Below are 21,542 nucleotides of genomic sequence, written 5' to 3' on the forward strand. Positions count from 1 at the left end.
GAATAGGGGTTAGTTATATGACTTATGAAGTCATTATTCCGGCAGCAGGACAAGGGAAACGAATGGGACTAGGAAAAAACAAATTATTTCTTGAGCTAGACAGTTTACCAGTATTTATTCATACCTTAATTGTTTTCGAAAATGATCCAAACTGTAATGGAATTTGGTTGGTAGTTAGTTCAGATGATAAAAAAGAAATGAATGAACTAGTAAAAAAATATGCAATTACAAAGGTTATTGCTCTTATTGAGGGTGGTACAGAAAGACAGCATAGTGTTTACCATGCAGTAAAGGAAATATCGGATGATACAATTGTTCTTGTTCATGATGCGGCGAGACCTTTTATTCAAACAGAGCAAATAGCTAGATTAACAAAGGTTGCAGTAGAAAGCGGCGCAGCTGTTTTAGCAGTACCAATTAAAGATACGATCAAAAAAGTTGATGGTGATTTGGTAGTGGAAACAGTTGAGCGTTCAAGCTTGTGGGCGATTCAGACCCCACAAGCTTTTCGCGTTTCTATTTTAAAAGAAGCACATGAAAAGGCGATTCTCGATACATATATAGGTACAGATGATGCTAGTTTGGTGGAGCGATTAGGACAAGCTGTTCAAATCGTAGAAGGAAACTATGACAATATTAAATTAACGACACCAGAAGATTTATACTTTGCCGAAGCAATTGTGGCAAAGCGAAAAGAAAATATAGCAGAAAGTAAATAGATGAGCTTTGAGAAGTTTTAATACAAGCAAAATAGAATGGAGGAGTTATAGATGTTTCGCATAGGCCAAGGGTTTGATGTTCATCAATTAGTAAGCGGAAGGCCCCTGATTATCGGAGGGATAGAGATACCATATGAAAAGGGTCTACTAGGACACTCTGATGCAGATGTTTTACTACATACGATTGCTGACGCTTGTTTAGGTGCTATTGGTGAAGGGGATATCGGAAAACATTTTCCTGATACAGATGAAGCCTTTAAAGATGCTGATTCTGCAAAATTATTGCAGCATGTATGGCAAATAGTAAAGGAAAAGGGTTATGAATTAGTGAATGCTGATTGTACGATAATGGCTCAACAGCCGAAAATGGCGCCACATATTCAAGCAATGCAAGCGAGAATTGCAGAATTGCTGGAGACAGAACAAGATAATATTAATGTGAAAGCAACAACCACAGAGAAATTGGGATTTACCGGAAGAGGGGAAGGGATTGCTTCCCAAGCAGTTGTATTGCTCCAAAAAAGAAATGTATAATTGATAACCAATTATAGAGGCGAACACCTTTTAAAGGAAAAAGCAAAGTGATAGAATAGATTAGAAAAAAGCGTAAGTAATCAAGGAGGCACAAGCATGTCTAACGAAATTCGTGTTCGTTATGCTCCAAGTCCAACAGGGCATTTGCATATAGGGAATGCGCGTACAGCGTTATTTAATTATTTATTTGCACGTAGTCAAGGCGGGAAATTTATTATTCGTATTGAAGATACGGACAAAAAAAGGAATATTGAGGGTGGAGAAGAAAGCCAATTAAAATATTTAAAATGGCTTGGAATGGATTGGGATGAAAGTACGGATGTTGGTGGAGAATATGGTCCGTATCGTCAATCTGAAAGAAATGACATCTATAAGAAGTACTACACAGAATTGCTGGAAAAGGGACTTGCTTATAAGTGTTACTGTACAGAAGAGGAAATTGAAGCAGAAAGAGAAGACCAAGTAAGTAGAGGGGAAACACCTAAGTACTCTGGCAAATGTCGTCATTTAACAAAGGAACAGCAAGCGGCATTAGAAGCGGAAGGAAGACAGCCGAGTATTCGAATTCGTGTTCCTGAAAATGTTGTATATGAATTTAATGATATGGTAAAAGGGGACGTTTCGTTCGAATCAGCAACAATTGGCGATTATGTTATTGTGAAAAAGGATGGTACTCCAACCTATAATTTTGCAGTAGCAATTGATGATCATTTGATGGATATCACACATGTATTGCGTGGAGATGATCATATTACCAATACACCAAAACAATTAATGATCTATGATGCACTAGGTTGGGACAGACCTATCTTTGGACATATGACTTTAATCGTTAATGAAAGCAGAAAGAAATTGAGTAAGCGGGATGAATCCATTATTCAATTTATTGAGCAATATGAAGAATTAGGCTATTTACCTGAAGCATTGTTCAATTTCATTGCTTTATTAGGGTGGTCTCCAGAGGGAGAAGAGGAATTATTCACTATAGAAGAATTTATTCGCATCTTTGATCCAGCAAGATTGTCTAAGTCTCCTGCGTTATTTGATCAAAATAAATTAGCGTGGATGAATAATCAATATATCAAAAAGGCAGATTTAGAAACGGTTGTTCGTCTAGCTGTTCCTCATTTAGAGAAAGCAGGCTTAGTAAGTGAAAATCGCTCAGCTGATGAAGAGGCATGGGTAAATAATCTGGTTGGTTTATATCAAGAGCAAATGAGCTGCGGAGCTGATATTGTAAACTTATCTACGTTATTCTTCAGTGATGAAGTCCAATATGATGAAGAGGCAAAAGAGGTTTTAGCTGGTGAACATGTTCCGACTGTAGTCCAAGCATTTAAAGAAGCATTAGCTGAAATGCCAGAGTGGAGTGCCGAGCAAATTAAAGCCGCTATTAAAGTGGTTCAAAAAGCTACTGGTCAAAAGGGCAAAAACTTATTTATGCCGATTCGCGTGGCTACAACAGGTCAAACACATGGTCCTGATTTACCAAAGGCGATCGAACTATTAGGTAAAGAAAAAATTGATGCGCGATTAACAGCATTAATTAGTTAACATTTTGGAGAAAATATAATATAGTAGTAGGAAAGCTATATAGAAAAAACGAAGATGAGGAAAAGTAAAAAAGGAGAAGCTTATTAGAGAGAATCATCACCCGGCTGAAAGTGATTCAAGTAACCTCTTTTTTGAAGTGCGCCTCAGAGTCCTGTATCGAAAAAGAATTTATTTAGTAGATAGAGGCGGAACCTATCCGTTAACAGGGATGAGTGGAGATTATTGCTTAAAAGCAGTAATCTAAACAGAGTGGAACCGCGCCTAAATAAGCGTCTCTGTCTTTTAGACAGAGACGCTTTTTATATGGATAAAAAGCTTCAGTGGCATCAAGGAAAGAGAATGTAATAGTTTTACTTTTTTAGTGGGAGTTATGGGATTGAAATGAAGTAGTAAAAAATAGGGATTAAAATGGTTTTCTTGTATATAAGATATATAGACGTTTAAAGGGAAACAATGGTAAAGGAAATGACATCTTTTACGAGAGTGATGATTGCTAGATAGCTGCATTATAGTTGCAAAACAGGGGGGAGATTTGTATGTTTCGGCGCATGAAAGAGGATATTGCTGTAGTGTTTGAACAAGATCCTGCTGCAAGGAGCTCGATAGAAGTTATTTTAACTTATTCTGGGTTGCATGCTATATGGTTTCACAGAATTGCTCATTTCTTTTTTAGGCATAATCGTTTTTTCTTAGCAAGAGTTATCTCGCAATTTAGCCGCTTTATGACAGGGGTGGAAATACATCCCGGAGCAAAGATCGGCAATCGTCTATTCATTGATCATGGTATGGGTGTAGTGATAGGGGAAACCTGTGAGATAGGGGATAATGTCACTATTTTTCAGGGAGTAACGCTTGGGGGAACGGGAAAAGAAAAAGGGAAAAGGCATCCAACCGTTAAAGATAATGCTCTTATTGCCTCTGGTGCAAAAGTATTAGGATCTATTGTAATTGGAGAAAATGCCAAAATTGGTGCAGGATCAGTAGTGTTAAAAGATGTTCCTGCAAATTCGACAGTAGTAGGTATTCCAGGAAGAGTTAAAGTACAAGATGGTATTAAAATAAAGAAAGACTTAAATCATTGTGATTTACCAGATCCAATTGCGGATCGACTGAAAGAAATGGAATTGGAAATTAGCTATTTAAGAGAACAACTAAAAGAATTACAGGAAGAAAGGAGTTATAAGTAATGCCTATTCAAATATATAACACATTAACACGAGCAAAGGAGGATTTTGTTCCGCTAGAAGAGGGAAAGGTAAAAATGTATGTATGTGGACCGACTGTCTACAACTATATCCATATAGGAAATGCTCGACCAGCAATTGTCTTTGATACTGTGCGACGTTATCTAGAGTTTCGTGGATACGATGTACAATTCGTATCGAATTTTACCGATGTCGATGATAAGTTAATAAAAGCGGCAAATGAGCTTGGAGAAACGGTGCCGGTTATTGCTGACCGCTTTATTGACGCATATTTTGAAGATGTTTCTGCGTTAGGCTGCAAAAAAGCTGATTCTCATCCACGTGTAACAGAAAATATGGATATTATTATCGATTTTATTGCAGCATTAATAGATAAAGGGTTTGCTTATGAGTCAGAAGGAGATGTGTATTATCACACTAGAGCCTTTGATGGATATGGAAAGCTTTCTCATCAATCTATTGATGAACTTCGTTCAGGTGCAAGAATTGCAGTTGGGGAGAAGAAACAAGATTCATTAGATTTTGCCCTATGGAAGAAGGCGAAAGAAGGCGAAATTTTCTGGGAGAGTCCTTGGGGGAATGGGCGTCCAGGCTGGCATATTGAATGCTCTGCGATGGTGCGTAAATATTTAGGTGATACAATTGATATCCATGCAGGTGGGCAGGACTTAGCATTTCCGCATCATGAGAATGAAATTGCCCAGTCAGAAGCATTAACAGGTAAGACCTTTGCTAATTATTGGATGCATAATGGTTATATTAATATTGATAATGAAAAGATGTCTAAATCCCTAGGGAATTTTATCACTGTAAACGATATTATTAAGATTCATGATCCACAAGTGTTAAGATTCTTTATGCTTTCTGTACATTATCGTAATCCAATTAACTATAGTGAAGAAGTATTGGAAAATACGAGAGCAGGGTTAGAGAGAATCAGAACTTCTTATGAAAATTTAAAACATCGCAGTATCGCGAGTACGGATCTTACAGATACCAATCAGGAATGGATTGCAAAAATTGCCGATCTTCGAAAACAATTCGTTGATAGTATGGATGATGATTTTAACACAGCGAATGGTATTTCTGTTCTTTTTGAATTATCGAAGCAAGCAAATTATTACCTGCTTGAAAAAACAACCTCTCCTGCTGTTATTCATGCTTTTATGAATGAGTTTGAAGAATTATTTACAGTGCTTGGGTTATCTTTATCTGCGAATGAGGAATTATTAGATGAAGAAATCGAGGCGCTAATAGAAAAAAGAACGCAAGCTAGAAAGGATAGAGACTTTGTGCTTGCTGATCAAATTAGAGATCAATTAAAAGCAATGAACATCATTTTAGAAGACACCGCACAAGGTATACGATGGAAAAGAGGGTAAAAAGATGCTCCTCTATGATAAAAAAGTGGATGAAAAACAACTGAACAGCCTTGCCCTTGCTTATATGGGCGATGCTGTTCTTGAAATATATGTAAGAAGACATTTGTTGTATAGCGGGAAGGTGAAGCCTAATCAGCTTCATCGAGAAGCAACAAAATATGTTTCGGCAAAAGGACAGGCAAAGGTAGTGCATAGTCTTTTAGAAAAAGGATTTTTTTCTGAAGAAGAGATTGCGGTATTAAAGCGAGGGCGAAATGCGAAATCAGGCACTATTCCTAAAAATACCGATGTACAAACCTACCGATATAGTACTGGTTTTGAAGCAGTTTTAGGTTATTTATATTTAGCGAAGCGAGAAGAGCGACTTGAGGAAATAATCAAAGCTGCTTTTTCTATCATTGAAAGCAAATAGGAGGAGCAAAAGTGTCAAGTGACTTTATTGTTGGAAAAAATGCAGTTATTGAAGCGTTAAAATCAGAAAGAGATGTAAATAAAATACTTATTGCGGAAGGTTCCCAAAAAGGCCAAATGCAAACAGTAATTGGTTTGGCTAAACAGGCAAATGTGCTTGTTCAGTTTGTTCCTAAAAAGAAATTGGATAGCTTAGTAGACGCGAATCACCAAGGTGTAGTAGCGCAAGTTGCCGCCTATCAATATGCTGAAATAGATGATTTATTTGCACTTGCAGAAAAGAAGCAGGAAACACCTTTTTTCTTGTTGCTTGATGAAATTGAGGATCCTCATAACTTAGGATCCATCATGAGAACGGCTGATGCGGTAGGTGCTCATGGGATTATTATTCCACGGAGAAGAGCAGTTGGGTTAACGGCTACAGTTGCAAAGGCATCTACTGGTGCTATCGAGCATATTCCCGTTGTGCGAGTAACAAATATGGCAAGGACGATAGAGGAGCTTAAAACGAGAGGAATATGGATTGCGGGAACGGATGCAAAAGGAAGTGAAGATTATCGCAAATTTGATGGAACGATACCATTAGGATTAGTGATTGGCAGTGAAGGAAAAGGCATGGGAAGATTGATTAAGGAAAAATGCGATTTTCTTATTCATTTACCGATGGCTGGAGCTGTTACGTCTTTAAATGCTTCTGTTGCAGCGGCACTTTTAATGTATGAGGTATATCGGAAACGCCATCCACTTGAGGGATAATAATGGATATTCTTATTGTTGACGGCTATAACATTATTGGTGCTTGGCCAGAACTAAATGCTTTAAAGAATAGAGATCTTGCAGCAGCAAGGGATGCTTTAGTAGCAAAAATGGCAGAATATCAAGGCTATTCCGGATACAGAGTAATGGTTGTTTTTGATGCATACTATGTAAAAGGCACAGAGAAAAAATATAAAGATTACAAGGTAGAAGTCATTTTTACCCGTGAAAATGAAACTGCTGATGAGCGTATCGAAAAACTAGCTATTGAACTAAATAACAGAAAAACACAAATTCATGTTGCGACTTCAGATTTTACAGAGCAATGGGCTATTTTTGGACAAGGTGCCCTGCGGAAATCAGCACGAGAATTATTGTTAGAGATGGCTGGAATGGAACAGGAAATCGGAAAAAAAGTAAAAAAAATTAAAGAAAAAAAACCAGTTGCAAAGATTCCGCTTTCAAGAGAAGTGGAAGAAATTTTCGAAAAATGGCGACGTGGAGAGAAATGAGTTGTTGACGCTCAAAAAAAGGCTAGAGTATAATGGATTTATCCATGATTGCACGGTCGGGGGATCTGTATGAGTACTGACAGCTGGACTAAGAGTAACGAGTATACTGGAAATTATATGGAACTTGAAGATGAAGTGTTGGTGGAATTGGTGCATCAAGGGGAAAGTGATGCTTTGGATTATTTAATTCAAAAGTATCGTAACTTTGTGCGAGCTAAAGCCAGATCCTATTTCTTAATCGGAGCAGACAAAGAAGATATTGTGCAAGAGGGAATGATTGGTCTTTATAAGGCAATACGCGATTTTAAAGAGGACAAACTTTCTTCCTTTAAGGCATTTGCTGAATTATGTATAACAAGACAAATCATTACTGCTATCAAAACGGCCACTAGGCAGAAGCATATTCCTTTAAATTCTTATGTTTCTTTGGACAAGCCCATTTACGATGAAGAGTCTGATCGAACGTTAATGGATATTATCTCTGGAGCAAAGGTTCTTGATCCAGAAGAATTGATCATTAATCAGGAAGAATATGATCACATCGAGATCAAAATGTCTGAATTATTGAGTGATTTAGAAAGAAAAGTATTGTCTCTATATCTTGATGGTCAATCTTATCAAGAAATTTCTGAGGAATTGAATAGGCATGTGAAGTCTATTGATAATGCCCTTCAGCGGGTGAAAAGAAAATTAGAGCGGTATTTAGAAATAAGAGAATTCTCGCTATGAGCGTAAAAGTTTTTTTGGAATAGCAAATATTTACTGATATTGACATCTTACGCGTGTCCATGATACAGTTTGAGAAGATATAAAGGACGTAGTAGGTGTAAGTGGAATGAGAAAAAAGATTGTGTTAGCATGTGAAAAATGTGGGTCAAGAAATTATTCTACTGTGAGTAACAATGGTACAGAACGTTTAGAAGTAAAGAAATTTTGTCAAAATTGTAATGCTCATACTGTTCATAAAGAAACAAAATAATGATTTTGGATAATGCCCGCTCTTAAAGATGGAGGTAACAAAAATGCAAAGTGCTGTTAAGTATTTTCGTGAAGTTGGTAGAGAATTAAAGAAAGTTAGCTGGCCGAAAAAAAAGGAGTTAACTAATTATACACTCACAGTCCTTGTGACAGTTGTCTTTTTTGCTATCTTCTTTGCTGTTGTTGATTTAGGAATTTCCGAACTTATTCGTTTAATACTTGAATAACAGTTGTCTACTCATGGTATAATGGTAAAACGATAGGAAACATTTACAAAAGCCCGGTAACGGGTTTTTTCATTTGCTGAAAAATAAATGACTTGTTCCTTACAGATACTATAAAAAACAGCACGAAAAAAATAATGTTGCAGGGAGGGACGGACGAAGTAGTCCTCTTTTATGGAAAAAAACTGGTATGTAGTGCATACGTACTCTGGATATGAGAATAAGGTGAAAGCGAATTTAGAAAAACGGGTAGAAACAATGGCGATGCAAGATAAAATTTTTCGCGTGGTTGTACCTGAAGAAGAAGAAACAGATATCAGAAACGGTAAAACAAAAGTAGTAAAAAGAAAAGTATTCCCAGGTTATGTGTTGGTAGAAATTGTTATGACTGATGATTCTTGGTATGTCGTACGTAATACCCCTGGTGTAACTGGATTCGTTGGTTCCGCTGGGTCTGGATCAAAACCAACGCCGCTTTTACCAGAAGAAGTCCAAGTAATTCTGAAAAGAATGGGCGTAGAGGAACAAAGAATTGAAATTGAGTTTGAATTAGGAGAAACAGTAAAAGTAAATGAAGGTCCATTTGCTAATTTCACTGGTACAGTTGAGGAAATTGATAAGGATAAAGCAAAGGTTAAAGTACTAGTAAATATGTTTGGTAGAGATACTCCTGTGGAGCTCGATTTTACACAAATTGAAAAATTTTAACTAGAAAACTTGAAATGGTATTGAAAAAGTGTTACTATTTCATAGGTCAGTATATCTCATAAAGAGATAAGATATTGTCAAATTTCTTTATTTCATATAAAGACGATAAGTTGAGTGGGAGGGGAAACCCCTATTACCACATCACGGACTTTAAGGAGGTGTGTCTCGTGGCTAAAAAAGTAATTAAAGTTGTTAAATTGCAAATCCCAGCAGCTAAAGCGAATCCGGCACCACCAGTTGGTCCTGCATTGGGTCAAGCTGGCGTAAATATCATGGGATTCTGTAAGGAGTTTAACGCTCGTACAGCTGAACAAGCTGGTTTAATCATTCCTGTTGAGATTACGGTTTTCGAAGACCGTTCATTTACATTTATTACAAAAACTCCACCTGCTGCAGTTTTACTTAAAAAAGCAGCTGGTATCGAGTCTGGTTCTGGTGAACCAAATCGTAATAAAGTAGCAACTGTTAAGCGTGATAAAGTACGCGAGATTGCTGAAACAAAAATGCCTGATCTAAATGCAGCTAGTGTTGAATCTGCTATGCGCATGGTTGAAGGTACTGCCCGCAGCATGGGTATTGTTATTGAAGACTAAACCTATATATGGTTAGTGTTGATTAAGGTTGTGACGACGGTGAATCTTTAGTCGCAACCTTTATTCGTGGGAGGTAATTCCGCTAAAACCACAATTCAAGGAGGAAATATAGTTATGGCTAAAAAAGGTAAGAAGTATTTAGAAGCTATCAAACTTGTTGATCGTACTAAAGCTTACCCAATTCAAGAAGCAATTGAGTTAGTGAAAAAAACTAGCACTACAAAATTTGATGCATCAGTTGAAGTTGCTTTCCGTCTAGGAGTAGATCCTAAGAAAGCAGACCAACAAATCCGTGGAGCAGTAGTTCTTCCAAACGGTACTGGTAAAACTCAACGCGTTTTAGTTTTCGCTAAAGGTGAAAAATTAAAAGAAGCAGAAGCAGCAGGAGCAGACTATGTAGGCGATGCTGAATTTATAAATAAAATCCAACAAGGTTGGTTCGATTTTGACGTAATCGTTGCAACTCCAGATATGATGGGTGAAGTTGGTAAACTTGGTCGTGTATTAGGACCTAAAGGTTTAATGCCAAACCCTAAAACTGGTACAGTTACATTTGATGTAACAAAAGCAGTTAACGAAATCAAAGCTGGTAAAGTAGAATACCGTGTAGACAAAGCTGGTAACGTACATGTTCCAATCGGTAAAGTTTCTTTCGATGAAGCTAAACTAGTTGAGAACTTCCAAACTATCTTTGACACAATGTCAAAAGCTAAACCAGCTGCTGCGAAAGGTACTTACATGAAGAATGTATCTGTTACTTCAACAATGGGACCTGGCGTAAAAGTAGATCCATCTACTGTTTGATAAAAATTGGTATTTGACAAAACAAGATGGATAGCATATACTTCATCTTGTTGAAAAAATAAATAACATTTGTACCGTAGACAGTAGGTGCTAAATTTTAGCTTAATTTCCTGCCGAGGTAATACGATAGATTATTTGATCAGTTGTGAGAACGACTATTGTATACACCTCCATGTCTAATAGATATGGAGGATTTTATTTGTCGGTATGAATGTAGAAATTCTACAGGAGGTGTAAAGATGAGCAGCGTAATCGAACAAAAGAAACAAATAGTATCTGATATTGCGGAGAAATTCAAAGCAAGTAAATCAACTATCGTTGTTGACTACCGTGGTTTGACTGTTTCAGAAGTAACTGAACTTCGTAAACAACTTCGTGATGCAGGAATCGAGTTTAAAGTTTTCAAAAACTCTTTAACTCGCCGTGCTGCAGAATCTGTTGAATTAGCAGGTTTAAACGAATCCTTAACTGGTCCAAACGCTATTGCGTTCAGTAATGAGGATGTTGTTGCACCAGCAAAAATTCTAAATGACTTCGCTAAAAACCATGAAGCATTAGAAATTAAAGCGGGAGTAATCGAAGGGAACTTAGCGACAGTTGAAGAAGTGAAAGCTCTAGCAGAACTTCCATCACGCGAAGGTTTACTTTCTATGTTACTCAGCGTTCTTCAAGCACCAATCCGCAACCTTGCTCTTGCTACAAAAGCAGTTGCAGATCAAAAAGAAGAACAAGGCGCTTAATATTTTATACGGAAACGTATCATAAAACCCCAAAAAACAAGGAGGAAACATATAATGTCTAAAGAACAAATCTTAGAAGCAGTTAAAAATATGACTGTTTTAGAATTAAACGATTTAGTAAAAGCAATTGAAGAAGAATTTGGAGTAACTGCTGCTGCTCCTGTAGCTGTAGTTGCAGGTGGCGGAGAAGCTGCTGCTGAAAAATCTGAGTTTGATGTAGTTCTTGCATCTGCTGGAGATCAAAAAATCAAAGTTATCAAAGTTGTACGTGAAATCACAGGTCTTGGTCTTAAAGAAGCAAAAGAACTTGTTGACAACACTCCAAAAGCAGTTAAAGAAGGAGCTTCTAAAGAAGAAGCTGAAGAAATCAAAGCTAAACTTGAAGAAGTTGGAGCTAACGTTGAAGTTAAGTAATGTTAGTTGAAAAGAAGCTCGCTATTTTAGCGGGCTTTTTTTTCCTGAAAAGTGAGAAGGACTTAAGAAAAGTTAGGCGCAATTTACCAAGTTAGAAGTGAATGTGAACTGCTGGGGGAATTTATCTTCTAAGGAGTTCTATGAATAAGCTACTGATGGTATAAGATAACTTTAGGAAAAGTCGTCTGCGCTTTTTAATTGATTACGATGCTGTGCTTTGTAGTCAATCCTCAAGTAGTCTTCCTTAAATAAATTCTCCTAAGGAGGTGTTCGTATGACGGAACATTATTATTCCCGAACCCAAAATGTAAATAGCGATCCAAATTACTGGAATTTTACGCTTAAAGGTAATACAATACGTTTTAAAACAGATAATGGAGTCTTTTCTAAAAAAGAAGTGGACTTTGGGTCTAGATTATTGATAGAGACGTATACCTTGCCTGATTTAGATGGAGATATATTAGATGTAGGCTGTGGATATGGCCCGATAGGTATATCTATTGCGAAGACTTCCCCAAATAGAATGGTCCATATGGTTGATGTTAATTTACGTGCTATTGAATTAGCAGAAGAAAATGCCAGACAAAACGGCGTTGAAAATGTTCGCGTATATGAAAGTGATCGACTTCTTCGTGTGAAAGGACAAAAGTTTGCCTCTATTTTAACTAATCCGCCGATAAGAGCGGGGAAGAAAGTAGTTCATGATATTTTTGAGCAAAGCTATGAGTGTTTAGTACCTAATGGGGAATTATGGGTTGTGATTCAAAAGAAACAAGGAGCACCCTCTGCTATTGCGAAATTAGAAGAATTCTTTAAAGAGGTAAACATAGTAGAAAAGAAAAAAGGCTATTTTATAATTCAAGCAAAAAAGATTGACTAGTCCTTTTTGTTGTGATAGCATTGTATAATGCCAATATAATATTTTTCTGAAACTCGCAATTTTATCTAAGTTACTGTATAAAATTGGTGTAAGAAGGAAAAACTAACAGAATAATATTAGAAATATGAAAATGTGGTTTTTTGATTGGAAAACCCTTTTTCTTTTTGTCTTATAAAAATGGGTCTAATATCCTTTTTTATAAGATGTTAATAGATGTACTATAACGTTTGATTTGAGGGGTGAATCAGTTGACAGGTCAACTTGTTCAGTATGGACGACACCGCCAGCGGAGAAGCTACGCACGAATTAGTGAGGTTTTAGAATTACCAAATCTTATTGAAATCCAAACCTCTTCCTATCAATGGTTTTTAGATGAGGGATTGCGAGAAATGTTCCAGGACATTTCGCCTATTGAAGATTTTACTGGCAATTTATCACTTGATTTCATTGATTATAGCTTGGGAGATCCTAAGTATTCAGTGGAAGAATCGAAAGAGCGAGATGTTACATATTCTGCACCTTTGCGTGTGAAGGTTCGTCTTGTAAATAAAGAAACAGGAGAAGTAAAAGACCAAGATGTATTCATGGGTGATTTCCCGCTTATGACTGAAACTGGTACTTTTGTTATTAATGGTGCGGAACGAGTTATCGTTTCTCAGTTAGTACGTTCTCCAAGTGTTTATTATAATGGAAAACTTGATAAAAACGGTAAAAAAGGATTTACTGCAACAGTAATTCCTAACCGTGGAGCATGGCTAGAGTATGAAACAGATGCAAAGGATGTAGTATATGTGCGTATTGATCGTACACGTAAACTTCCTGTTACTGTTCTTTTACGCGCATTAGGATTTGGTTCCGATCAAGAGATTATTGAATTGATTGGTGACAATGAGTATTTGCGTAATACTTTAGAAAAAGATAACACAGAAGGAACAGACAAAGCGCTATTAGAAATTTATGAGCGTCTTCGTCCAGGAGAACCACCTACTGTTGAAAACGCAAAAAGTCTATTGGTATCGAGATTTTTCGATCCAAAAAGATACGACCTTGCGAATGTAGGTCGTTATAAAATCAATAAAAAGCTTCATATTAAAAATAGATTATTTAATCAGCGTTTAGCAGAAACATTAGTGGATCCTGAAACTGGCGAGATTATCGCTGAAAAAGGAACTCTTTTAGATCGCCGTGCGCTTGACCGTATTATTCCTAATCTAGAAAACAATATCGGCTTTAAAAAGCTGAGCCCGTATGGCGGAGTATTAGAAGATGATGTTGTTGTACAATCAGTGAAAATTTATTCACCACTAGATGAAGGGGATAAAGAAATTAATGTTATTAGTAATGCATATGTAGAAGAAGCTGTGAAAAACATCTCTCCTTCAGATATCATTGCTTCTATCAGTTATTTCTTTAATTTATTACATGGAGTAGGTCTAACAGATGATATTGACCATTTAGGTAACAGACGTCTTCGTTCTGTAGGCGAATTGTTGCAAAATCAATTCCGTATTGGTTTATCAAGAATGGAGCGTGTTGTTCGTGAAAGAATGTCTATTCAAGACACGAATACTATTACACCGCAGCAGTTAATTAATATCAGACCTGTTATTGCATCTATTAAAGAATTCTTTGGAAGCTCTCAGCTTTCTCAATTCATGGACCAAACAAATCCATTAGCAGAATTAACACACAAACGTCGTTTATCTGCATTAGGACCTGGTGGTTTAACAAGAGAACGTGCAGGAATGGAAGTTCGTGACGTTCACTATTCTCACTATGGCCGTATGTGTCCGATTGAAACACCTGAGGGACCAAACATTGGTTTGATTAACTCTTTATCTTCTTATGCAAAAGTAAACCGTTTTGGTTTTATTGAAACACCATACAGACGTGTTGATCCTGAGACAGGTAAAGTATCGTCACGAATTGATTATTTAACAGCTGATGAACAAGATAACTATGTTGTTGCCCAAGCGAATGCTCGTTTAGGGGAAGATGGTTCTTTCTTAGATGAAGATGTAGTAGCACGTTTCCGTGATGAGAACGTTGTTGTTAAGCGTGATCGTGTAGACTATATGGACGTATCTCCAAAGCAGGTTGTATCTGCTGCAACAGCGTGTATCCCGTTCTTAGAAAATGATGACTCTAACCGTGCCTTAATGGGTGCGAACATGCAGCGTCAAGCAGTACCTTTAATGCAGCCAGAAGCTCCAAGAGTAGGAACTGGAATGGAATACGTTTCAGGAAAAGACTCAGGGGCAGCTGTTATCTGTAAGCATCCTGGTATTGTTGAACATGTAGAAGCTCGTGAAGTATGGGTTAGACGTATTTCTGAAGTAGATGGTCAAGAAGTAAAAGGAAATCTTGATAAATATAAGATGCTTAAGTTTGTTCGTTCAAACCAAGGTACTTGTTATAATCAACGCCCGATTGTTGCTGTAGGTGATAAAGTAACAAAAGGTGAGGTTTTAGCTGATGGTCCTTCTATGGAACTTGGTGAATTAGCCCTTGGACGTAACGTATTAGTTGCCTTTATGACATGGGACGGATACAACTATGAGGATGCTATTATCATGAGTGAACGCTTAGTAAAAGATGATGTTTATACTTCTATTCATATTGAAGAATATGAATCAGAATCTCGTGATACAAAATTAGGACCAGAAGAAATTACGCGTGATATTCCGAATGTCGGAGAAGATGCGTTACGTAACTTAGATGATCGTGGTATTATTCGTATCGGTGCCGAAGTAAAAGATGGTGATTTGCTTGTTGGTAAAGTTACACCTAAAGGGGTAACTGAATTAACAGCAGAAGAAAGATTATTACATGCTATCTTTGGTGAAAAAGCACGTGAAGTACGTGATACAAGTTTACGCGTTCCACATGGTGGCGGCGGAATCGTCCACGATGTTAAAGTCTTCAATAGAGAAGATGGAGACGAATTACCACCAGGTGTTAACCAATTAGTACGTGTATATATTGTTCAAAAACGTAAAATCCATGAAGGCGATAAGATGGCAGGTCGTCACGGTAACAAAGGGGTTATTTCCCGAATTTTACCTGAAGAAGATATGCCATACTTACCAGACGGAACACCAGTTGATATCATGTTAAATCCACTAGGTGTACCATCACGTATGAATATCGGTCAGGTTTTAGAATTGCATCTGGGAATGGCTGCAAGAAGCTTAAATATCCATGTTGCATCACCAGTATTTGATGGTGCTCGTGAGGAAGATGTATGGGAAACAATTAGAGAAGCTGGAATGGCGCAAGATGCGAAAACAGTACTATATGACGGACGTTCAGGTGAACCTTTTGATAACCGTGTATCCGTTGGAGTTATGTATATGATCAAACTTGCTCATATGGTTGATGATAAACTACATGCTCGTTCAACAGGACCATATTCTTTAGTAACGCAACAACCACTAGGAGGAAAAGCTCAGTTCGGTGGTCAGCGTTTTGGAGAGATGGAGGTTTGGGCGCTGGAGGCTTATGGAGCTGCTTATACTTTACAAGAAATTCTTACTGTTAAATCAGATGACGTTGTTGGTCGTGTGAAAACATATGAAGCGATTGTTAAAGGAGAAAACGTTCCAGAACCAGGAGTTCCTGAATCATTCCGCGTATTAATGAAAGAGCTGCAAAGTTTAGGATTAGATGTGAAAATCTTATCTAGCACAGAAGAAGAAATTGAAATGAGAGACACAGATGATGACGATGATATTCATCAAGCTGAATCTCTGACAATTGTTTCCGAAACACAAGAGCCTGAGTCAGAAAAGGTAGGCATGCAAGAATAATAAAGTAATGAACATGGCCTGTCTAAAAACAAAAGGGTCAGACTCCACTGCGAAGACATCTAGATAGAAGATCCTTTTATATCTTTTAAAATAGATTATTCAAGTGAAGTCAGACCCTTTTGTGACGGCCTGTCTTTGATTATAAATGTTTTTAGAAGTTTTTAAGTAAGGCAAAAGCCTGAAGATCGAAAGGGAGGTAGGACCCTTGTTGGATGTTAATAATTTTGAATATATGAAAATAGGTCTAGCTTCGCCAGATAAAATCCGTTCATGGTCATTTGGTGAAGTCAAAAAGCCAGAAACAATTAACTATCGTACTTTAAAACCGGAAAAAGATGGCTTGTTCTGTGAGCGTATTTTTGGTCCTACAAAAGACTGGGAATGTCACTGTGGTAAATACAAGCGTGTTAGATACAAAGGGGTAGTCTGTGACCGTTGTGGAGTAGAAGTTACTCGTGCAAAGGTTCGTCGTGAACGTATGGGACACATCGAATTAGCGGCTCCGGTATCACATATTTGGTATTTCAAAGGAATCCCAAGCCGTATGGGTCTAGTGTTAGATATGTCTCCACGTGCACTGGAAGAAGTTATTTATTTTGCTTCTTATGTTGTAACAGATCCAGGTGACACTGCTCTTGAGAAGAAACAACTTCTTTCAGAGAAAGAGTATAGAGCATACCGTGATAAATACGGTGTGAAGTTCCAAGCTTCAATGGGTGCTGAATCTATAAAGAAGTTATTATCAGATATTGATTTAAATAAAGAAGTAGATGCATTAAAAGAAGAATTAAAAACAGCACAAGGGCAAAGAAGAACTCGTGCGATTAAAAGACTAGAAGTATTAGAAGCGTTCCGTGGTTCTGGAAATGAGCCTTCTTGGATGATTCTTGACGTGCTTCCAGTAATTCCTCCAGAATTGCGCCCGATGGTTCAATTAGATGGTGGCCGCTTTGCGACTTCTGACCTAAATGATTTATACCGTCGTGTTATTAACCGTAATAATCGTCTAAAAAGATTATTAGACTTAGGTGCACCAAGCATTATCGTACAAAACGAAAAACGTATGCTCCAAGAAGCTGTAGATGCGTTGATTGATAACGGCCGTCGCGGACGTCCAGTAACTGGTCCTGGTAACAGACCACTTAAGTCATTGTCACATATGCTTAAAGGTAAACAAGGACGTTTCCGTCAAAACTTATTAGGAAAACGTGTTGATTATTCTGGTCGTTCTGTTATCGTTGTAGGTCCGAACTTAAAGATGTATCAATGTGGTCTACCTAGAGAAATGGCGATTGAATTATTTAAGCCTTTCGTAATGAAAGAGTTAGTAGAAAAGGGTATTGCCCACAATATTAAATCTGCGAAAAGAAAAATCGAAAGACTTCAACCGGAAGTTTGGGATGTGCTGGAGGAAGTTATTAAGGAGCACCCTGTTTTACTTAACCGCGCCCCAACTTTACACAGATTAGGTATTCAAGCATTTGAACCAACGCTAGTAGAAGGCCGTGCAATTCGTCTACATCCGCTAGTATGTACAGCTTACAACGCTGACTTTGACGGAGACCAAATGGCGGTTCACGTTCCGTTATCATCTGAAGCACAAGCAGAAGCTCGTTTACTTATGCTTGCAGCCCAAAACATTTTGAACCCTAAAGATGGTAAGCCAGTTGTTACTCCTTCGCAGGATATGGTATTAGGAAACTACTACCTAACATTAGAGCGTGAAGGTGCAGTTGGAGAAGGTATGATCTTCAATGATACAAATGAGGCTTTATTAGCTTATCAAAATGGTTATGTGCATTTACACACTCGTGTAGCGGTACGTGCTAGTTCTTTAAATAACGAAACATTTACAGAAGAACAGAATAAACAATTGTTGTTAACAACAGTAGGTAAGTTAGTGTTCAATGAAATTTTACCAAAATCTTTCCCGTACATTAACGAACCAACGAAAACAAACTTAGAAGAAAAAACTCCTGAAAGATACTTTGTTGAGCCAGGTGTAGATGTACCTGCTGCAATTAGAGAGTTGCCAATTATCGAACCGTTCAAAAAGAAAATTTTAGGTAATATAATTGCTGAAGTCTTTAAACGATTCAAGATAACAGAAACTTCTAAGATGTTGGATAGAATGAAAGACTTAGGATTTAAACATTCTACTAAAGCTGGTATTACTGTTGGTGTAGCTGACATCGTAGTATTAGGCGAAAAACAAGAAATTATCGAAGAAGCACAAAGCAAAGTAGATAATGTAATGAAACAGTTTAGACGTGGATTAATCACAGAGGAAGAGCGTTATGATCGCGTTATTTCTATCTGGAGTGCTGCAAAAGATACAATCCAGGCAAAACTGATGAAATCCTTAGATAAACGTAATCCAATCTTTATGATGAGTGACTCCGGAGCCCGTGGTAACGCATCTAACTTTACACAGCTTGCTGGTATGCGTGGTTTGATGGCCAACCCGGCTGGTAGAATCATCGAATTACCGATTATCTCAAGTTTCCGTGAAGGTTTAACGGTATTAGAGTACTTTATCTCTACACATGGTGCGCGTAAAGGTCTTGCCGATACAGCACTAAAAACAGCAGACTCTGGTTACTTGACTCGTCGTCTTGTTGACGTAGCACAAGATGTCATTGTTCGTGAGGATGATTGTGGTACAGACAGAGGATTATTAGTTTCGGCGCTTAAAGAAGGTACAGAAATTATCGAATCACTAGATGAGCGTTTAATCGGAAGATATGCAAGAAGATCAATTAAACACCCAGAAACGAACGAAGTTATTGTTCCTGAAAATGGACTTATTACAGAAGATTTAGCAGTGGAAATTGTTGAAGCTAATATCGAAGAAGTATGGATCCGTTCGGCGTTTACATGTAATACTCGTCATGGTGTATGTAAAAAATGTTATGGTCGCAACCTAGCAACTGGTCAAGAAGTGGAAGTTGGAGAAGCTGTTGGTATTATTGCAGCACAATCTATCGGGGAACCGGGTACACAGTTAACAATGCGTACATTCCATACTGGTGGGGTTGCTGGAGACGATATCACACAAGGTTTACCTCGTATCCAAGAAATATTCGAAGCTCGTAATCCAAAAGGGCAAGCGGTTATTACGGAAATGGCAGGGGTTGTTGTTGGTATCAACGAAGGTAGAGACCGTCAACATGAAATTGTTGTTCAAGGTGAATTAGAAACTAGAACATATACTGCTCCTTATACAGCAAGGCTTAAAGTAAAAGTTGATGATGTAGTAGAGCAAGGGCAGGAATTAACAGAAGGTTCTATTGATCCGAAAGAATTAATTAAAGTGAAAAACGTTACAGCAGTACAAGAATATCTACTTCGTGAAGTACAAAAAGTTTATCGTATGCAAGGGGTAGAAATTGGTGATAAGCACGTAGAAGTAATGGTTCGCCAAATGCTACGCAAAATCAGAGTGGTAGATGCTGGTGAGACAGATGTATTACCAGGTACTCTATTAGACATTCACCAATTTACTGATGCAAACGCAAAAGCTTTAAGAGAAGGAAAACTTCCTGCAACAGGAAGACCGGTATTACTTGGTATCACAAAAGCATCTCTTGAAACAGATTCATTCTTATCAGCTGCATCATTCCAAGAAACTACAAGAGTTCTGACAGATGCTGCGATTAAAGGTAAACGCGATGAATTACTAGGATTGAAAGAGAATGTAATTATTGGTAAATTAGTTCCTGCTGGAACTGGTATGCCAAGATATCGTCATGCTGAACCTATTACTGCAGAAGAACTAACAGAAGAGTCTGTTACTGTAGAGTAATAGCGATAAATTAGATCTTTTCCAAAAAAGGCATATGGTTATTACGTTGACCTATCTATCATTTGTGAATTGATAGATAGGTCAACATCCATACCTTTTATGAATATATCTATTTTTTAAAGGAAAGTTTTTTAGGAAAATAATTGACATCTAATTTTATAGATGATACTATATCAAAGGTGCTCCTATTCACCTGTTGCTTTGGAGGATATAAAAATGTCTTATGAAAAAGTACGACAGGCAAGTAAAATAGTAGTAGGAACAAAGCAAACAGTAAAAGCGTTAAAAAAAGGGATTGCAACTGAGGTTATCGTTGCAGAGGATGCCGATCCGATGATCATTAGAAAGGTATCTGAGGTAGCTGAAGAAGTGAATATTCCTATTATACTTGTTGAATCCATGAAGAAGCTTGGCGAATCATGCGGAATAGAAGTAGGCGCAGCAACTGTTGCCATAATTATTTAAAACTGTTTTTATGGAATTAACCATGAGAACTTTGTTTTTGCCCTAATATGAACCACCTGGATGTGTGGGCTTCAAACATAAAGGAAGGGAGGAAAAAGAAATGCCAACAATTAACCAATTAGTGCGCAAGCCTCGTCAATCTACTGAAGAGAAGTCGAAGTCTCCTGCGTTAAACAAAGGTTATAACAGTTTCAAAAAAGCACAAACAAACGTATCTTCACCTCAAAAACGTGGGGTATGTACTCGTGTTGGTACAATGACACCGAAAAAACCAAACTCTGCATTACGTAAATATGCACGTGTTCGTTTAACAAATGGTATCGAAGTAACAGCATACATTCCTGGTATTGGTCACAACCTACAAGAACATAGTGTTGTACTAATCCGTGGAGGACGTGTAAAAGACTTACCGGGGGTACGTTATCATATCGTACGCGGTGCGCTTGATACTGCTGGAGTTAACAACCGTATGCAAGGTCGTTCTAAATACGGTACTAAAAAACCAAAAGCAGCTAAAAAATAATAAAATAGAATTTATAGCATAATTGAAAGGAGGAAATCAAATGCCACGTAAAGGTCCTGTAGCAAAAAGAGACGTATTACCAGATCCGATTTACAATTCAAAGCTTGTATCTCGTTTAATCAACAAAATGATGATTGATGGTAAAAGAGGGAAATCGCAAGCTATCCTATATTCAGCATTCGAAATCGTTGCTGAGCGTTCTGGAAAAGAAGCGATTGAAGTATTTGATCAAGCATTAAAGAATATCATGCCAGTTCTTGAAGTAAGAGCACGCCGTGTTGGTGGTTCTAACTATCAAGTTCCAGTGGAGGTTCGTCCTGAAAGACGTACAACTTTAGGTCTTCGCTGGTTAGTTAACTATGCTCGTCTTCGCGGAGAGAAAACAATGGAAGAGAGACTAGCTAACGAAATCTTAGATGCAGCTAACAACACTGGTGCATCAGTTAAGAAACGTGAAGATACACACAAAATGGCAGAAGCGAACAAAGCGTTTGCTCACTACCGTTGGTAAAATTATAATTTACAA

General features: G+C 37.6%; 22 protein-coding genes and 2 other annotated features. All 22 genes read left to right on the top strand.

Translation table 11 applies throughout. The features are described 5' to 3' along the window. Positions 1-17 precede the first annotated feature (17 nt). The 22 genes from ispD (at position 18) to rpsG (ending at position 21,527) form a co-directional block, all read left to right on the top strand. Positions 18-719 carry a 2-C-methyl-D-erythritol 4-phosphate cytidylyltransferase gene (gene ispD / locus C2I06_RS19335; RefSeq protein WP_095333612.1) on the top strand — a complete coding sequence of 234 codons (702 nt, stop codon included), beginning with the start codon at positions 18-20 and terminating at the stop codon, positions 717-719. 51 nt (positions 720-770) lie between these two features. Further along, complete coding sequence (gene ispF, locus C2I06_RS19340; protein WP_061800919.1) at positions 771-1,253, top strand: 2-C-methyl-D-erythritol 2,4-cyclodiphosphate synthase; 483 nt, start codon at positions 771-773, stop codon at positions 1,251-1,253. 96 nt (positions 1,254-1,349) lie between these two features. After that, positions 1,350-2,807 (top strand): glutamate--tRNA ligase, encoded by a 1,458-nt coding sequence (gltX, locus tag C2I06_RS19345; protein WP_123258672.1) that lies wholly within the window; start codon positions 1,350-1,352, stop codon positions 2,805-2,807. 42 nt (positions 2,808-2,849) lie between these two features. Beyond that, positions 2,850-3,087: a binding site (T-box leader), on the top strand. Between the two features lie 256 nt (positions 3,088-3,343). Beyond that, entirely contained in the window at positions 3,344-3,994 is a 651-nt protein-coding gene (gene cysE / locus C2I06_RS19350; RefSeq protein WP_047943697.1) for a serine O-acetyltransferase, read from the top strand. After that, entirely contained in the window at positions 3,994-5,394 is a 1,401-nt protein-coding gene (cysS, locus tag C2I06_RS19355) for a cysteine--tRNA ligase (protein WP_095333616.1), read from the top strand. The genes cysE and cysS overlap by 1 nt, the downstream gene beginning before the upstream one ends. Before the next feature lie 4 nt (positions 5,395-5,398). Then, positions 5,399-5,806, top strand: a complete 408-nt coding sequence (locus C2I06_RS19360) for a Mini-ribonuclease 3 (RefSeq protein WP_095333618.1) — start codon at positions 5,399-5,401, stop codon at positions 5,804-5,806. 11 nt (positions 5,807-5,817) lie between these two features. Further along, on the top strand, positions 5,818-6,561 hold the full coding sequence (rlmB, locus tag C2I06_RS19365) for a 23S rRNA (guanosine(2251)-2'-O)-methyltransferase RlmB (RefSeq protein WP_095333620.1): 744 nt from the start codon (positions 5,818-5,820) through the stop codon (positions 6,559-6,561). Positions 6,562-6,563: 2 nt separating this feature from the next. Beyond that, on the top strand, positions 6,564-7,073 hold the full coding sequence (locus tag C2I06_RS19370; RefSeq protein WP_047943701.1) for an NYN domain-containing protein: 510 nt from the start codon (positions 6,564-6,566) through the stop codon (positions 7,071-7,073). A gap of 69 nt (positions 7,074-7,142) precedes the next feature. After that, a complete protein-coding gene (gene sigH, locus C2I06_RS19375; protein ID WP_095333622.1) occupies positions 7,143-7,802 on the top strand; it encodes an RNA polymerase sporulation sigma factor SigH in 660 nt (219 codons plus the stop codon). A 106-nt stretch (positions 7,803-7,908) separates the two neighbouring features. Then, the gene (gene rpmG / locus C2I06_RS19380) at positions 7,909-8,052 is read left to right on the top strand and encodes a 50S ribosomal protein L33 (protein ID WP_047943703.1); all 144 of its coding nucleotides are present in this window, start codon (positions 7,909-7,911) and stop codon (positions 8,050-8,052) included. A 43-nt stretch (positions 8,053-8,095) separates the two neighbouring features. After that, the gene (gene secE / locus C2I06_RS19385) at positions 8,096-8,278 is read left to right on the top strand and encodes a preprotein translocase subunit SecE (protein ID WP_047943704.1); all 183 of its coding nucleotides are present in this window, start codon (positions 8,096-8,098) and stop codon (positions 8,276-8,278) included. Between the two features lie 171 nt (positions 8,279-8,449). Continuing rightward, positions 8,450-8,983 (top strand): transcription termination/antitermination protein NusG, encoded by a 534-nt coding sequence (gene nusG, locus C2I06_RS19390; RefSeq protein ID WP_016204544.1) that lies wholly within the window; start codon positions 8,450-8,452, stop codon positions 8,981-8,983. A gap of 167 nt (positions 8,984-9,150) precedes the next feature. Then, entirely contained in the window at positions 9,151-9,576 is a 426-nt protein-coding gene (gene rplK / locus C2I06_RS19395; RefSeq protein WP_031537888.1) for a 50S ribosomal protein L11, read from the top strand. Positions 9,577-9,690: 114 nt separating this feature from the next. Further along, positions 9,691-10,380, top strand: a complete 690-nt coding sequence (rplA, locus tag C2I06_RS19400; protein ID WP_095333624.1) for a 50S ribosomal protein L1 — start codon at positions 9,691-9,693, stop codon at positions 10,378-10,380. Between the two features lie 56 nt (positions 10,381-10,436). Continuing rightward, positions 10,437-10,587: a sequence feature (ribosomal protein L10 leader region), on the top strand. 32 nt (positions 10,588-10,619) lie between these two features. After that, complete coding sequence (rplJ, locus tag C2I06_RS19405; RefSeq protein WP_047943706.1) at positions 10,620-11,120, top strand: 50S ribosomal protein L10; 501 nt, start codon at positions 10,620-10,622, stop codon at positions 11,118-11,120. A gap of 54 nt (positions 11,121-11,174) precedes the next feature. After that, the gene (gene rplL, locus C2I06_RS19410) at positions 11,175-11,534 is read left to right on the top strand and encodes a 50S ribosomal protein L7/L12 (RefSeq protein ID WP_095333626.1); all 360 of its coding nucleotides are present in this window, start codon (positions 11,175-11,177) and stop codon (positions 11,532-11,534) included. Between the two features lie 274 nt (positions 11,535-11,808). Further along, positions 11,809-12,414, top strand: a complete 606-nt coding sequence (locus C2I06_RS19415; RefSeq protein WP_123258673.1) for a class I SAM-dependent methyltransferase — start codon at positions 11,809-11,811, stop codon at positions 12,412-12,414. A 248-nt stretch (positions 12,415-12,662) separates the two neighbouring features. Further along, the gene (gene rpoB, locus C2I06_RS19420; protein ID WP_047943709.1) at positions 12,663-16,223 is read left to right on the top strand and encodes a DNA-directed RNA polymerase subunit beta; all 3,561 of its coding nucleotides are present in this window, start codon (positions 12,663-12,665) and stop codon (positions 16,221-16,223) included. Positions 16,224-16,428: 205 nt separating this feature from the next. After that, positions 16,429-20,028 carry a DNA-directed RNA polymerase subunit beta' gene (rpoC, locus tag C2I06_RS19425; RefSeq protein ID WP_047943710.1) on the top strand — a complete coding sequence of 1,200 codons (3,600 nt, stop codon included), beginning with the start codon at positions 16,429-16,431 and terminating at the stop codon, positions 20,026-20,028. A 216-nt stretch (positions 20,029-20,244) separates the two neighbouring features. Beyond that, positions 20,245-20,493 carry a 50S ribosomal protein L7ae-like protein gene (locus tag C2I06_RS19430; protein WP_047943711.1) on the top strand — a complete coding sequence of 83 codons (249 nt, stop codon included), beginning with the start codon at positions 20,245-20,247 and terminating at the stop codon, positions 20,491-20,493. A 100-nt stretch (positions 20,494-20,593) separates the two neighbouring features. Next, complete coding sequence (gene rpsL, locus C2I06_RS19435) at positions 20,594-21,016, top strand: 30S ribosomal protein S12 (RefSeq protein WP_047943712.1); 423 nt, start codon at positions 20,594-20,596, stop codon at positions 21,014-21,016. 40 nt (positions 21,017-21,056) lie between these two features. Continuing rightward, positions 21,057-21,527: a 30S ribosomal protein S7 gene (rpsG, locus tag C2I06_RS19440; RefSeq protein WP_016204554.1), complete on the top strand. Its 471-nt coding sequence runs from the start codon at positions 21,057-21,059 to the stop codon at positions 21,525-21,527. Positions 21,528-21,542 lie beyond the last annotated feature (15 nt).

Source organism: Niallia circulans (assembly GCF_003726095.1).
GTDB classification, from domain to species: domain Bacteria; phylum Bacillota; class Bacilli; order Bacillales; family Cytobacillaceae; genus Niallia; species Niallia circulans_A.